This window comes from Pedobacter polaris, assembly GCF_005116505.1.
In the GTDB taxonomy this organism is placed as follows: Bacteria; Bacteroidota; Bacteroidia; order Sphingobacteriales; family Sphingobacteriaceae; genus Pedobacter; species Pedobacter polaris.
In genome coordinates, this window is the sequence record NZ_SWBR01000001.1 from 356,777 (window position 1) to 370,470 (window position 13,694).

Annotated in this window: 15 protein-coding genes; 8 read left to right on the forward strand and 7 right to left on the reverse strand. The window is 33.1% G+C overall.

The annotated features are described in order from the left end of the window. Window positions 1-167: 167 nt before the first annotated feature. The 3 genes from FA048_RS01595 to FA048_RS01605 are packed head-to-tail and all read left to right on the forward strand — an operon-like array spanning window position 168 to window position 2,349. A complete protein-coding gene (locus FA048_RS01595; protein ID WP_136838292.1) occupies window positions 168-722 on the forward strand; it encodes an NUDIX domain-containing protein in 555 nt (184 codons plus the stop codon). Window positions 723-727: 5 nt separating this feature from the next. After that, the gene (locus FA048_RS01600) at window positions 728-1,474 is read left to right on the forward strand and encodes a lysophospholipid acyltransferase family protein (RefSeq protein WP_136838294.1); all 747 of its coding nucleotides are present in this window, start codon (window positions 728-730) and stop codon (window positions 1,472-1,474) included. Continuing rightward, window positions 1,471-2,349 (forward strand): TraB/GumN family protein, encoded by an 879-nt coding sequence (locus FA048_RS01605; RefSeq protein WP_136838296.1) that lies wholly within the window; start codon window positions 1,471-1,473, stop codon window positions 2,347-2,349. Before FA048_RS01600 ends, FA048_RS01605 begins: the two co-directional genes overlap by 4 nt. Before the next feature lie 88 nt (window positions 2,350-2,437). Here FA048_RS01605 and FA048_RS01610 read toward each other — a convergent pair whose 3' ends face one another. Together FA048_RS01610 and FA048_RS01615 are read right to left on the reverse strand one after the other, a co-directional pair. Then, window positions 2,438-3,190, reverse strand: a complete 753-nt coding sequence (locus FA048_RS01610) for a LytR/AlgR family response regulator transcription factor (protein WP_136838298.1) — start codon at window positions 3,188-3,190, stop codon at window positions 2,438-2,440. Next, a complete protein-coding gene (locus FA048_RS01615; protein ID WP_136838300.1) occupies window positions 3,187-4,215 on the reverse strand; it encodes a sensor histidine kinase in 1,029 nt (342 codons plus the stop codon). The genes FA048_RS01610 and FA048_RS01615 overlap by 4 nt, the downstream gene beginning before the upstream one ends. Before the next feature lie 254 nt (window positions 4,216-4,469). On the opposite strand from FA048_RS01615, the gene FA048_RS19660 reads away from it, so the two are divergent. The 3 genes from FA048_RS19660 to FA048_RS01625 are packed head-to-tail and all read left to right on the forward strand — an operon-like array spanning window position 4,470 to window position 6,398. Beyond that, complete coding sequence (locus FA048_RS19660; protein ID WP_169306792.1) at window positions 4,470-4,646, forward strand: hypothetical protein; 177 nt, start codon at window positions 4,470-4,472, stop codon at window positions 4,644-4,646. Between the two features lies 1 nt (window position 4,647). Further along, entirely contained in the window at window positions 4,648-5,556 is a 909-nt protein-coding gene (locus FA048_RS01620) for an ABC transporter ATP-binding protein (RefSeq protein WP_136838302.1), read from the forward strand. A 47-nt stretch (window positions 5,557-5,603) separates the two neighbouring features. Beyond that, window positions 5,604-6,398, forward strand: a complete 795-nt coding sequence (locus tag FA048_RS01625; RefSeq protein ID WP_136838304.1) for an ABC transporter permease — start codon at window positions 5,604-5,606, stop codon at window positions 6,396-6,398. Between the two features lie 59 nt (window positions 6,399-6,457). On the opposite strand, the gene FA048_RS01630 is transcribed toward FA048_RS01625, so the two are convergent. Then, on the reverse strand, window positions 6,458-7,810 hold the full coding sequence (locus tag FA048_RS01630; protein ID WP_136838306.1) for a M20/M25/M40 family metallo-hydrolase: 1,353 nt from the start codon (window positions 7,808-7,810) through the stop codon (window positions 6,458-6,460). Between the two features lie 175 nt (window positions 7,811-7,985). Between FA048_RS01630 and FA048_RS01635 the strand changes: the two genes are divergently transcribed. After that, window positions 7,986-9,566, forward strand: a complete 1,581-nt coding sequence (locus FA048_RS01635) for a M28 family metallopeptidase (RefSeq protein ID WP_225872450.1) — start codon at window positions 7,986-7,988, stop codon at window positions 9,564-9,566. Between the two features lie 45 nt (window positions 9,567-9,611). Here FA048_RS01635 and FA048_RS01640 read toward each other — a convergent pair whose 3' ends face one another. From FA048_RS01640 to FA048_RS01655, 4 genes are all read right to left on the reverse strand, one after another. Further along, window positions 9,612-9,836 carry a response regulator transcription factor gene (locus FA048_RS01640; protein ID WP_136838308.1) on the reverse strand — a complete coding sequence of 75 codons (225 nt, stop codon included), beginning with the start codon at window positions 9,834-9,836 and terminating at the stop codon, window positions 9,612-9,614. Window positions 9,837-9,966: 130 nt separating this feature from the next. Continuing rightward, window positions 9,967-10,812, reverse strand: coding sequence for a hypothetical protein (locus FA048_RS01645; RefSeq protein ID WP_136838310.1), 846 nt, complete (start codon window positions 10,810-10,812; stop codon window positions 9,967-9,969). A 76-nt stretch (window positions 10,813-10,888) separates the two neighbouring features. After that, on the reverse strand, window positions 10,889-12,070 hold the full coding sequence (locus FA048_RS01650) for a hypothetical protein (RefSeq protein WP_136838312.1): 1,182 nt from the start codon (window positions 12,068-12,070) through the stop codon (window positions 10,889-10,891). Window positions 12,071-12,072: 2 nt separating this feature from the next. Continuing rightward, window positions 12,073-12,369 (reverse strand): hypothetical protein, encoded by a 297-nt coding sequence (locus FA048_RS01655; RefSeq protein ID WP_136838314.1) that lies wholly within the window; start codon window positions 12,367-12,369, stop codon window positions 12,073-12,075. A gap of 225 nt (window positions 12,370-12,594) precedes the next feature. Between FA048_RS01655 and FA048_RS01660 the strand changes: the two genes are divergently transcribed. Then, window positions 12,595-13,134, forward strand: a complete 540-nt coding sequence (locus tag FA048_RS01660; RefSeq protein WP_136838316.1) for a hypothetical protein — start codon at window positions 12,595-12,597, stop codon at window positions 13,132-13,134. Window positions 13,135-13,694: the final 560 nt, after the last annotated feature.

Below are 13,694 nucleotides of genomic sequence, written 5' to 3' on the forward strand. Positions count from 1 at the left end.
TGAATAACCAATGCAAAAATTGCTCACTGATTTTCGCAAACATGTTGATTCAAAAGATAACTATGCTTATTTTCTTTCTACAGCAAGTATGCTATGGACAACATTTTTCCTCTTGTTTCTTTTGTAGTCAACTATATTATTTCATCAAAGCTCCGTATCTTGCAAACATGAGCGAGAGCAATCCATGGAAAGTTTTAAGCAGTGAAGAAATTTATGACAATAACTGGATTACGGTAACTGAACATCAAGTTTTAAACCCTGCTGGTGGCAAAGGAATTTATGGCGAAGTTCACTTTAAAAACATTGCTATTGGCATTTTACCATTAGATAATGAATACAACACTTGGTTAGTTGGACAATATCGCTTTCCAACAAAAAATTACAGTTGGGAAATTGTGGAGGGTGGCGGACCATTAGGAATTGATCCTATAGAAAGTGCGAAAAGAGAACTTGTAGAAGAAACTGGAATAATTGCCAATCGCTTTACAGAAATACAGCAAATGCATTTATCAAATTCTGTTAGCGATGAATTGGCAATTATTTTCATAGCTCAAGAATTACAAATGGGACAATCTTCTCCTGAGGAAACCGAAGAATTGACAATTCGAAAAGTACCTTTTACAGCAGCTTACCAAATGGTTATTGACGGAGAAATAATAGATAGCATAAGTGTAGCTGCCATTTTAAAAACCAAAATATTAATACAAGAAGGAAAAATTTAAATTACATGAGCAAATTTTTAGGCTATATATTCACTCCCATATTTTATATTTTATTTTTTGGATTTCTTTGTATTTTTCACCCTATACAATGGGTTTGTTATAAATTTTTTGGCTATAATGCACATAAAGTTTCTGTAGATTTTTTAAACTTTTTTTTAACTTATAGCAATTGGGCCTTATTTAACTCAGTCACTTTTATCAATCATCAAAATCTGTCATCAGATAAACCAATTATCTTTGTAGCAAATCACCAAAGCATGTATGATATTCCTGGAATGATTTGGAACTTGAAAAAGCACCACCCTAAGTTCATATCTAAAATAGAATTGACTAAAAACATTCCTTCCATTTCTTATAATTTAAGAGTTGGCGGCGGTGCTAATATCAACAGAAAAGACAGTAAACAAGCCGTTTCAGAATTGATAAAGTTAGGTAGAAGAATGAAAGAAAATACTTGGAGCGCTGTGATATTTGCAGAGGGCACAAGGGCAAAAGATGGTAAGCTCAAGCCATTTCAGGTAGGCGGAATTGCAACTCTTTTAAAAGGGGCACCTGATGCTTTGGTTGTTCCAGTAGCTATAGAAAATTCATGGAAAATTGTGCGTTATGGAATGTTTCCTTTAACCGTTGGAAATCCAATCCGATGGTCAGTTTTAACTCCTATAGACAAAACAGATAAAAATGCTGAGGAAATAGTATTAGCAGCAGAAAATGCGATTAGAGCAAAACTAAATCAACTATTACCATTATGAGACTAATCCAATACATTTTAATCTGCTTTTTAGGTCTCGGCTTATGTGCTAATGCGCAAACCAAAAACCCAGACAACACTTTACTTTGGGAAATTTCTGGCAACTCTTTAACCAAACCATCTTACATTTTTGGCACATATCATTTTGCAGATAAAGGTTTTGTAGACACCATGAAAGTGGTTAATGAGAAGTTAGCGGCAGCAGACATGGTAGTTGGAGAATTGATTATCAATAAAGAGATGGCTGTGAAACTAATGCCATATATGATTTTGAAAAACAATTCATTAGACAAAATTTTATCGCCAACCGAATATAAAATGGTTGATGACTATTTAAGCACATTAGGGCAGTACAAGCTTAAAATGTTCAATATGTTTAGCCCAATGGCTTTGCAAGCATTCATCATTCAAATGACTGCTCCAAAAACTTTTACCGATACTAATCCAGCAATTGACCAATATTTTCAGGATTATGGCAACGCGAATAATAAGGAGGTAATAGGCTTAGAAACTATAGAAGAACAAGGTCAAATTTTGTTTGGAAGCAGCATAGAAAGACAAAAGCAAATGCTAGTTAACTACGTTAAAGAAGAAAAAAAGAATAAAATTGCAAGTGAGAAACTCTACAAGGATTACATTTCACAGAACTTGAAAGCTACCGAAAAAACATTCACCAAACTCGATGGCTTTACACCAGAAGAAGCTGATAGATTATTGAAAAACCGCAATATCAAATGGATTGAAAAGCTACCTACATTAATGCAGAATAAAAGTTTATTTATTGCAGTTGGCGCAGGGCATTTGGTTGGTAAAGATGGCTTAATTAAAAGATTAAGAGCACAAGGTTATACGGTTAAACCTGTGTCAACGAATTAAAAACGTTTTGTCATTCCGGCTTTGGAGCAATCTATAAAGATGAGTTAAACCAATAGATTCTTCGCTTCGCTCTGAATGACAATGTAATTTAAATATTCTTTCCGTCTATCAGTTTAAAGAACTCATCCCTGTAAGTATCTCCAATAGGAATAATCTTCGAAGCAATTGAAATTCTACTACGTTCTATACTTTCAATTTTATCTAATGCTATAATATAAGATTTGTGCACCCTAATAAAATCACCTTTAGGTAGAGTTTCTTCCATCTTTTTCATGTTCTGTAGCGTAATAATCCGTTCAGTTTTAGTAAAAATAGAAATGTAATCTTTTAGTCCTTCGATATAGAGAATGTCGTCTAATTGAATTTTTTGAATTTTATGTTCTGTTTTTACGAAAATAAAATCTTGCACCTGTTGTTGTACTGGCGCAGACATTATCCCCTGAATTTGTGGTGGTTCTGGAGCAGGAGCTACAGGTTCGGCTTTTAGCATTTGATTGTGAACTTTCTCTACTGCTTTATAAAAACGATCAAATGCGATAGGTTTCAATAAATAATCAGAAACATTTAAATCATAACTTTCTAGCGCGTATTGCGAGTAAGCTGTAGTTAAAATATAATTGGCTTTTCCGCTAGCAATCTTCAAGAACTGAATTCCAGTTAAATCTGGCATTTGGATATCTAGAAACACTAAATCTACTCCTCCTGCTTGCACCAGCTGTAAAGCTTCAATTGCATTTTCGGTACGTTTCACCAGTTGCAAAAACGGAACCTTAGAAACATAATCCTCAATAATATCAAGCGCTAAAGGCTCGTCGTCAACAGCAATACATTTTAATATCATAAGTCTAGCATCAATTCTGTGGTATAATGAGTAGCCGAATTTACAATATTTAATTTATACCTATCGGGATAAAGTAACTGCAACCTTCGTTCTACATTGTTTAATCCAACACCACCCATGGCATCTTTATTGGTTTTATTTTTCTTATTGCTTACACTAAAATGAAGTATTTTTTGATTGGCAATAATGTTGATTTTAATCGGGTCTTCAGGATCGTTTGCAACCCCATGCTTAAAAGCATTCTCAACAAATGAGATGAGAATTAAAGGAACAATTTTCTGTCCATCAATTTCTCCATTAATGGTGATATTTACCGCAGCGCCATCTTTAAATCTCAATTTCTGTAATTCTACAAAACTTGTTACATATTCTACTTCCTTACTTAAATCTACCCAACTGTCATTACTTTCATAAATCATATAACGCATAATCTCCGAAAGTTTTAAAATGGCATCAGCAGTTTTTTCAGATTTCTGATAGGCTAAAGAATAGATATTATTTAAAGAGTTAAATAAAAAATGTGGATTGAGTTGAGACTTTAAGAATTGTAATTCCATATCCTTTTTCTCGCTTTCTAAACTGCGTTGAATTTTTTCATTAGAAAACCAATCGACAGAAAATTTAATAATACAACTACTTACCAATACAAAGCCAGAAAAAAAAGTAGAAACAATTACATATTCATTAACTGATATATGGTGTATTTCTCCTTTTCTGCCAATAGATTGAAGCAAATCTTCAGGATTTAATACGGCAATTGTAGTTTTAATTAATACACTCGCAGCTAAAATAAAAACAAAGCTAAATACATATAACCAATACTTTTTCCGTTTTTGAATAAATTCTGGAATTAAGAATATATAGTTAATGTAAAATGCCGATAGATTTAAAACACTAAATAAGCCATAAGAATATACCAAATCTAATGTGGTATGTTTTTGGCCAAAGAAAATAGTTGCCAATGCAATCATTAACATGGTTAGCCAGAACAAGGAATGCATTATTATTGCACCTTTACTTTTCATAAGTTTATATTTTAATTGTGCCTCTAATCACATCCAAAGTAAATATACTATTTATTTTATGCTACCACTTTCGACGAACTGGCATTTTTATTCTACCAAAAGGCTAATTCAGGCAACCACCTACAAAACTAGCCTTTTTGACCGTTTATCTATAATAAATTGCACTTCGTCTAAAACATTTTAGTAGGTTTTTTTTAATTATTCTATTTGTTCAACAAAACAAAACGAATACATAAAACCTAAATAAAAAGACCATGAAAAAGTTATCGAACGTATCGCCTTTCTTACTTTTATTATTTCCAGTGTTTATCATGATGGTGTTAGCTTTTGCTATTAGCACAACTAATAACCAAGATGAAGAAGTTGCTTTAAAAACAACAACTACTGCTACAAACAATATTGTTAAAGCTACAACTGCAATTTTAAAATAACATGAGCAATTTCGCTATAGAAACTGTTGGCCTAAACTATAATTTCGGTTCGCAAACTGTTGTTAAAGATTTGTCTTTGCAAGTACCGAAAGGAAGCATTTATGGTTTCTTAGGACCAAATGGTGCAGGAAAGACTACTACTATAAAAATTCTTTTAAATCTTTTGCAATCTCCATCAGACCAAGTTTTTATTTTTGGTAAGGAGATAAATTCAAATCGCATTGCGAGCTTAAAACGAATGGGAGCTTTGGTAGAGCAACCTGCAATATATGCACACTTAACAGGAAAAGAAAACTTAGTTAACCGTTGCATCCTTTTAGGGATTAAAAAAAGCAAGTGTGCAGAAATGTTAAGCTTAGTTGGTTTAACAGATGCTGCAAATAAAAAAGCTGGTAAATATTCGTTAGGCATGAAACAGCGTTTAGGAATTGCCTTGGCTTTAATATCAGACCCTGAGTTATTGCTATTAGACGAACCCACTAATGGTTTAGATCCTAACGGAATTATCGAGATAAGAAATTTAATGATTGATTTGACAACTAAACATGGCAAAACCATTTTAGTATCAAGCCATTTATTAGCAGAAATTGAAAGAACTGCCACACATGTTGGTATCATCAATAAAGGCGAGCTGTTGTTTCAGGGAACAATTGGTGACCTACATGATCTAAGCAAGCCTTCTGTAAAAATTGAAACAGATAATCAAGAAAAAGCAATTGAAATTTTAACAAAAGCAGGTGCAGAAATTGTTCAAGAAGATGAGCAAACGGTATCAGTAATTTTTAAAACCAAAGAAGACATGGGCAATATGAATGCTCTATTAATACAAAATGGCATCTCAGTTTATAGTATAGGTAAAGAAAGGAAAGATCTAGAAAATTTATTCTTAGACATTACTTCAAAAAATTAACCGAGCTTGTAAGCTCATGGATACCAAAATAAATATAAATCAATAATATGCGTTCATTATACATATCATTAGTCTCAGAATTTTATAAATCTCGCAAAACCCTAGCTTTTTGGGCTGCAATCATTTTACCAGTTCTTATTTGTGGTCTTATAGCTTTTGGTTTTTATACCAGTGCAGATAAAGTTTTAAAAAACAATTACCCAGGGTTAGCACTTTGGGCACAATATAGTGGTGCAGCTTTAAATGTTATGGGGATGTTAATCTTACCGTTCTATGTAATGTTTATGGCTTTTTCTGTCAATAACATAGAACATAAAAATGATACTTGGAAAACACTTTTTACCCAGCCATTAAACAAGTTTTCTATATATGCTGCGAAATATTTATATGCGGTAATGTTATTGTTTATCTGTTTACTCTTATTTGTTGTTTTAACATTTGCAACAGGGTATTTACTTCAGGTATTGGTGCCAAAATATACTTTTAACGATTATAACCCAATGCTAATTTTAACCAAATTCTATAGTAAGTTATTCTTGGCATCATTAGGCATCCTATCCCTGCAATTTGTATTGAGTTTAATATGGTCTGATTTTCTAAAACCAATGGGCATAGGATTTATTGGAACAATTATGGGAATAATTACCGCTAACGTAGGCTGGAAATATGCGTACCTAATTCCTTACAGCGACCCTACTTTAGCATTAAGAGTTACAAGAGCAAAAGGAGCTAAAGTTGAAGACTTTCCAATATTTACACAAGAAATTTGGGTAAGCGTAATATTTGCAGCTGCAATGTTCATCATAGGTTATTTCATTTTATTAAAAAGAAATATCAAATAAGATTTTAGTTTAGTTTTAGTTAAGTAGGCGGTTAGTTACCGCCTTTTTTGTTCTTTAAGCTAACGCCCAGCCTTAGGAGTTACTACTAAGCTTTCGTGCCCATCTTCATCAACAGATTGAACACCGAAATAATAGTTGTCTTTAGAATAGCTTAACGTTGTTGAGTTTTCCTTTACAAAAATTTTCTTCTCCCAAAACGGACTAGTTGTTTCACGCATTAAAACATAATAGCCTTTTGGTTTTTTCCCTTTTGGCTCTTCCCATTTTAAAGTAGTTTTATTAGTTAGGCCCCCAGTAAGGATTGTTACATTTTCCGGCTCTTGGGTAGATAAACCTAAATTTGCCATTACAGACAGGTTCATTCTAGTTACTTTTTGCAAATAGTTATAGTCTATATATTCTGGCAAATCACCATACTTAAAACCATTTTCTGTTCTTACATCTTGGTGTTGCCTATTAAAATCTTCGTTCATCTCGGTAATTCGTACAGCTGCAAAACCTTGTTGAGAAAACGGTGTATGATCACCTCCACGTAAATAACGATCCCTTCTGTAAATCAACTTAACTTCTAACTGATCTACATATCGCTCCGCAACTTCTTTAATATATCTTGCCGCCTGGCGTGCTTTTCCATCATTTTCAGTTCCGGCAGATTGCCTAGCAGCAGCTTGAGCAGGAGTTTCTAAAGCAGAAACACCTTCGCTAAAAACACGCACACTTTTATTGTCTTTAATATCAGTTTCCATTTCATAAGAATTTCCTATAATATCATTGTTCAACAATAAATGAACATTCCATCCTTCTTCCTTTGCCCTTTTAGCCAAGTTTGTGGCACCATATAATCCCTGTTCTTCGCCAACCATAGCTACAAAAATTAGCGTGCAATTAAATTTTTGCTTACTCATTATCCTACACATTTCCATAACAGCCGCTACACCAGAAGCATCATCATTTGCCCCTGGAGCAAAATCCTTACTATTCATTACATCGGTAATCCTCGAATCATAATGACCAGAAACCATGAGCATCCTTTTATCAGAAGGATCTGTACCAGGCAAAATAGCTACTACATTTTTTAGCACAACTGGTGTTGTTATTCTTCTTCCATCGGCAGGTTGTATAAAAGTATCGAATGAAACCTGAAGTCTATTTCCTCCAGCAGCAGCGTATTTTTCAAACTCGCTCTTAATCCAATTTCTGGCAGCACCAATGCCTGTTGTTTTACTCAAAGTATCGCTTAAAGTATGTCGCGTTTGAAAAGAAACCAATTTTTTAATCAATGCCTCTTGGTTATTAGCAGATACTTCGTTAACTAAACTTGTAATGTTCATATCTCTAACAATTGTTTGCTGCGCAATTAGCTTGTTTGAAAAGCAAAGTAAAAAGAACATTGATAGGGCTAAGTATTTCATTCTGATAAGCATAAGGAGTGTAAAAATATGAATAGAAAGGTACAATTATTTATCATTAACTGTAAATTGACCATCAATAATGATACTTAACTTATTATATGATGAAACATTACATGCAGCAGAAATCATTATATCTGCTTGTGAATACTTCATCTAAAACTAAACTATTAAAACTATGATGAAAAAATTTACTTTTAGCGCATTAGCCTTAGGGTTATGCTTAACTACCTTTGCACAAGAGCCCGTTAATTCTGCTGCAGTGCAAAAAATCAGAGCAGAAGGATTAGATAAATCAAAAGCTTATGACATTGCTTACCAAATTACCGATGTAGCAGGTCCACGTTTGTCTAATTCTCCGGGTCTAAAAAGAGCACAAGACTGGGCAGTTAAATATTTTAACGAAATGGGCTTAAAAAATGTTCATTTAGAAGCTTGGGGTGATTTTGGTAAAGGATGGCAAGTTGATAAATATTATGCTGCTACGACCAAACCTTTTTACCGTCCAATTATTGCTTCTCCAAAAGCTTGGACACCTGGAACAAATGGCCCAATTAAATCTGAAGTAATTTTAATTAAAGCTGATACCATAACCGATTTAGCTAAATACAAAGGCAAGCTAAAAGGCAAAATCGTAATGATTGAGTCTGCTTTAGTACAGCCTTTAAAAAACTCTTACAAAGCCGATGCGGTTCGTTATACAGATGAAGAATTGGCTAAGATGGCTGAAGCAACCCCTCCTGTTGCAGGTGGTGCACCAGGTAATCGTCAAGGTGGTGGACAAGGTGGAAACCAAAGGGCAATGATGATGAGAATGATGGGAATGAGAGCTGCTATTGACAGTGTTTTATTAGCTGAAGGGATTGGCTTAAAATTAACTTATGCTCGTGGAAGTCATGGTACTTTTTTTACAAGCAATGGCGCATCTTATAAACTAGATGCCAAACCAGTTAATCCAGAATTAGAAGTGAGCAGCGAAGATTATTTGCACATTTTACGCTTATTACGTGGTGGTGAAAAAGTAGAAATTGAAGCTGATGTAAAAACTTCATTTTATGATAAAGATCCTAAGGGTTACAACGTAATTGGAGAAATTCCTGGAACTGACCCTAAATTAAAAGAAGAAATTGTAATGCTTGGTGGTCACTATGATTCATGGCACTCTGGAACTGGTGCAACTGATAATGCTGCTGGTTCTGCTGTAATGATTGAAGCGATGCGTATTTTAAAAGCTATTGATTTTAAACCAAAACGTACCATTCGCATTGCATTATGGAGTTCTGAAGAACAAGGTCTTTTCGGATCTAGAGGTTATGTAAAATCTCACTTCGCAGACCCTGCAGATATGAAACCTAAACCAGAGCACGAAAAATTATCTGCTTATTATAATTTAGATAACGGTACAGGAACAATTCGTGGTGTTTATTTGCAAGGAAATGCTGCTGTTAAAGACATATTTCAAAGTTGGTTAACTCCATTTGCAGATTTGGGTGCTAAAACAATTACCATAAGCAATACTGGTGGTACAGATCACCAAGCTTATGATGGTGTTGGCTTACCTGGTTTCCAATTTATTCAAGATCCAATGGATTATAACACACGTACTCACCACTCTAACATGGATACGTTTGATCGCTTAGATATAGAAGACTTGAAAAAATCTGCAACTATTATAGCTTCTTTTGTTTACCACACTTCAGAAAGAGCGGAGAAATTACCTCGTAAAGAGATGCCTAAACCACAGGCTCCAAGAATGTAATAAAAGATTTAAAAAAAGCCACGTTTCATAAACGTGGCTTTTTTGTTATACAGAGAGCATTCTTTCTTTAAATGCCCAAACTATCAATTGGTGCGAGTTTCTTAGTCCCAATTTCTTTACCATATTGCGGCGATGCGTTTGTACAGTAAATTCGCTAATAAAAAGCTGATCGCCAATTTGCCTACTATTATAGCCCATACAAACTAGGTATAATATTTCTAGTTCTCGTTGGCTAATCTGTTTAGCCTTATAGGATATATCTAAAGTCATAAATCTATTTTTTTAACCTTTTTAGTGCGATTATTAATGTGTCTCTTATGATTAGTTAAGATACATAAATCAACATCTGCTGGATCAGTAACAATTTAAAATTGAATGACTCATTGATTTTAACAAGACTTTATTTTAACCATAATTCTACAATACCTTGTTTTGTATTCTTATTTAGCACAGGTAAATACTTTGTATTTGTTATAACATTATCACTTTCTAAAATCGTTTTTAGTTGATCAGTTATTAGAACATCTTCATTTCTGAAATATCTTATTTGATTACTACTCATAATGTACTTTGTCCTATCCATATACTCAATTGAAGGGACTTTAAAACCACTACTAATTAACAAGGATCTAATCTTTTCAGCATATTCTTTTGAAGTTGATACCGCTTGAATATATACAGTTGCTTGAGTAATAATAGAGTTTTCTGGTATTACTATTGATGCGTTGATGATTTCGGCATCTTGTTTAGCTTTTTTTTCCCGAAGATCTTTTTCAATCTTTTCAGATTGTGACAATTTATTAGAATCAATTCTATTTATTTTAACCAACCTTGCCCTATTTAAAGAGTCTGATTTAATGAATGCTACATATTCGTTATTAACTTCTCGGTAATAATCTGTCCAACCATCCTTTAATTTTTCAGAAGGAGTAACATTGGCAAAAAATTGAGCTAACATTCTCCTTTTAATTGGATTATCATTTAGCACAATTAATTCTGTTGCGTATTTATCATACTGTGATATTTCTAACATACCGCTTTCACGATCTTTAAAACCCCAGTTGATAAAATAAGTAATTAATGTTAATCCGACAGTTCCAATTAGCCATTTTGCAACCTCGACTTTATATTTAAATTTTTCAAAACCAGCACCATTTACTTCTTCTGTTTTGTCTTCGATTATTGGTACTTGAAACTCTTGCCCAGTGTTCGGAAACACTGGATTTGGTAATTGTTCATTTTCCATTTTCAAATTCTAAATAGGTAAAAATTAATTTCTTGTATAATTTCAACTGCCACATTATCACCCCAAATGGTAAGAATTATTTATCGAGATTTGCAGTTAACGTAAATAGACCTAACAAATTCCCATTTTTAACATCGTACTTTAAAGTAAGGGGTAGCCAAAACGATTTATAAACATTTACCCTTAATGTAGTATTGAATGTAAAAATATCTTCTCTTTGAAGACTTGGTGTAGACCCAAACTGATGGTTGTACTGAGTAAAGACCTTAAGCTCCATTGCAGATTCCTTCTCCTTGTTTTTTAGCAATACTTTATTCAAACCAACACTTAAGGATAGTGGCTTATCATTATAATTGGATTGAGTTAGCGTAGAATCATTAGCGATTTTAAATTGGGTCTTAATTTCAAATTCCCAAGGTTTTTGAGCAGTTTTTTTCCAAAGACCAAATGTTAGATTAGAACCCAAAATATATTCACCCTGCTTATTAACACGATCGTAATTAACGGATGGAGCAAGTGTCCAAAGCAGTTTTTGAGCGTAAATTTTTGCAATTCTTTGATATTCTTCATACAAAATATCCTTCCCACTCAATACTTCCCTTATTGCCCCTTGTAATTCTAGTGTTGTTATGTTAGCATCTGATCTTAGAGATTTTATAAAATCTGCATTCTTTAATGCTAATTCTATTTGAGGACTCAGATTTGAGAAATCATGTTTATTACTTGCATCACTCCAGCTTTTATTTAGTGACTGTATTTTGAACACATCACTTTTTAGTGTTGTATCAATTCTCTGTAAATAGCTCAGGACTTGTCTGTAAAGTGTTATATAAATATCTACATCATGATCTAATTTACTAAACTCTTCTCCCATTTTTTTCTCAGATTTTATATCAGTATCATTTATAACTGAAAATGTAAAACCTGTAGAGATCTTTGTAATATTATTTTGATCACCACCCGTTAATCCTAAATTGAAAGAATTTTGCTTTAAGACACGTAATCTTTCATAAGGTAATTCCTGTTTTTTATGAAAAATTTCATAGAAGCCAAGGAATGAAGAATTAAGACTGTATGTTCGATCTTTACCTAATAAATTATCAATACTCGCTCTAAACAAATTAGTTAAAATATCTTTACTATTAGCCGTTTTCTCTCCATCAATTAAAGCAACTGCTAAATCATTTCTACTATTTTGAGCTAAAGTTACAGTAGCGAATGAGAGTAAGACTAAAAGCATTAAAATTTCCCTTTTCATAATTACAATGTTTTAATGGTGAATGCTCTTACAAAACCCGTTTCAACGATTTCCACTATGGGATTCGGATTGTCAAAATCTCCAGTAATTGATATCTTTATTTCTCCAGTAGTTCTACCTCCAAGACCAATATGATATATTGATTTATCACCCATGCCTGTAATTTTTTCTTCAAAACTTTTCTTATATAGTTTTGTAAAATCATCAGATTTTGCTGGAAAATCATTGCTGTACACTAGGAGTCTTAATGAATTGTTTCCGCTGTTAGGAAATTCTCCTCTAATAGTTATTGTTTTCATCGTTATTGCTCGCCTACTCTATGTCCCCTTTTCGGCTTACCGGGAGGTTAATTTGATTTATATATTCAAATTTAAACTGGTAAGCAATTAAAGTTTTAGCAAGAATTACCCAATTTAACAAGGTATTTTTACGGTAACACGATAGGCGATTATACCGTTGTTAGTCCACTGATAATTAGTGAATTTTATAAAAAATCATTATTTTAACCTTATAAATTAAACGCTATGTTATTTAAATTAAACGACTCCACTAAAGTTGCTCCCGCAGCTAAACTTACTGCCAAAGACGTAAAAGCGATGGTAGATGCCTATCGTAAGCACGCAGACACGAAACTTACTTCGCTTAAGTTTGCACACTTCGAGGTTGATGAAATTCTTCAGCTATTTATCGATAATAAAATTATCGATTCTTATGTACGTAATCCTAATCCAATAACCGGGCCTTATGGTCTTAGGATTTATATCGGTAATCATCATAATATAAATACTTGTCCAGTTGGTTCAAGTGCATATTTAGGTTATAACACCACTATATTATGTAATACAGTAATGATAGACCCAAAAAAGGGAGAGTTTCATGACCTGTTAAAAGACGATGATACAATTGCTCTCCCAATGCAAGAAAAAGTAAGAAATCCCTATGGTTATGCGCTAGATCAAACTTATATCTGTCCCACAACTTGCCCATCAGAATGTATAATGATTCCATCAGACCCATCAGATCCTAGTTATACTGGTTATTGCGTTAATGACATTGGTTTGTAAATGAACTTATTTACTATTCCATATGGGCTAATTACTGAATGGGTGTGTTTAATCACATCCATTCTTTTGCTTTGGAAGGCTTCTCCAAAGTTCTGGCAAATTTTTATCCCTTATTTGATCATTACCGTGGGCATAGAAACATATGCATATGTATCAATAACTCAATTTGGTAATAAAAGCACTCATAACCTTTATAATATCTTTCTTTTCATCTATCTCAATTTCCATATTTACTTATTTTCGAAAATAATTAATTTACAATACGCAAATAAAATAGCCTTACTTTGTTTGACTTTGCTGCTTGGAATTTATTTCTTTGAATGGCAATTTACTTTGCACTCTTTTTTTTCCATCACAAATACCGTTTTTGGTGGTATGATTATCTTATTATCGATTATATATTACTTTGGTCTATTTAAACAAGATGAAATGAAACAATCTGAATTTTGGCTTGTTACAGGTTGTTTGATTTTCTATTCAGCTACCACTAGTGTCAATGCCTTTTTTGATCAGTTACCATGGCTTAATCAAAAGATGGGTATTCTTCCAATTAGGTATAT

Excerpts from the sequence above, each read along its gene's own strand:
- FA048_RS01595 (WP_136838292.1), top strand. The coding sequence starts at position 168 with ATGAGCGAGAGCAATCCATGGAAAGTTTTAAGCAGTGAAGAAATTTAT.
- FA048_RS01600 (WP_136838294.1), top strand. The coding sequence starts at position 728 with ATGAGCAAATTTTTAGGCTATATATTCACTCCCATATTTTATATTTTA.
- FA048_RS01605 (WP_136838296.1), top strand. The coding sequence starts at position 1,471 with ATGAGACTAATCCAATACATTTTAATCTGCTTTTTAGGTCTCGGCTTA.
- FA048_RS01610 (WP_136838298.1), bottom strand. The coding sequence starts at position 3,190 with ATGATATTAAAATGTATTGCTGTTGACGACGAGCCTTTAGCGCTTGAT.
- FA048_RS01615 (WP_136838300.1), bottom strand. The coding sequence starts at position 4,215 with ATGAAAAGTAAAGGTGCAATAATAATGCATTCCTTGTTCTGGCTAACC.
- FA048_RS19660 (WP_169306792.1), top strand. The coding sequence starts at position 4,470 with ATGAAAAAGTTATCGAACGTATCGCCTTTCTTACTTTTATTATTTCCA.
- FA048_RS01620 (WP_136838302.1), top strand. The coding sequence starts at position 4,648 with ATGAGCAATTTCGCTATAGAAACTGTTGGCCTAAACTATAATTTCGGT.
- FA048_RS01625 (WP_136838304.1), top strand. The coding sequence starts at position 5,604 with ATGCGTTCATTATACATATCATTAGTCTCAGAATTTTATAAATCTCGC.
- FA048_RS01630 (WP_136838306.1), bottom strand. The coding sequence starts at position 7,810 with ATGAAATACTTAGCCCTATCAATGTTCTTTTTACTTTGCTTTTCAAAC.
- FA048_RS01635 (WP_225872450.1), top strand. The coding sequence starts at position 7,986 with ATGATGAAAAAATTTACTTTTAGCGCATTAGCCTTAGGGTTATGCTTA.
- FA048_RS01640 (WP_136838308.1), bottom strand. The coding sequence starts at position 9,836 with ATGACTTTAGATATATCCTATAAGGCTAAACAGATTAGCCAACGAGAA.
- FA048_RS01645 (WP_136838310.1), bottom strand. The coding sequence starts at position 10,812 with ATGGAAAATGAACAATTACCAAATCCAGTGTTTCCGAACACTGGGCAA.
- FA048_RS01650 (WP_136838312.1), bottom strand. The coding sequence starts at position 12,070 with ATGAAAAGGGAAATTTTAATGCTTTTAGTCTTACTCTCATTCGCTACT.
- FA048_RS01655 (WP_136838314.1), bottom strand. The coding sequence starts at position 12,369 with ATGAAAACAATAACTATTAGAGGAGAATTTCCTAACAGCGGAAACAAT.
- FA048_RS01660 (WP_136838316.1), top strand. The coding sequence starts at position 12,595 with ATGTTATTTAAATTAAACGACTCCACTAAAGTTGCTCCCGCAGCTAAA.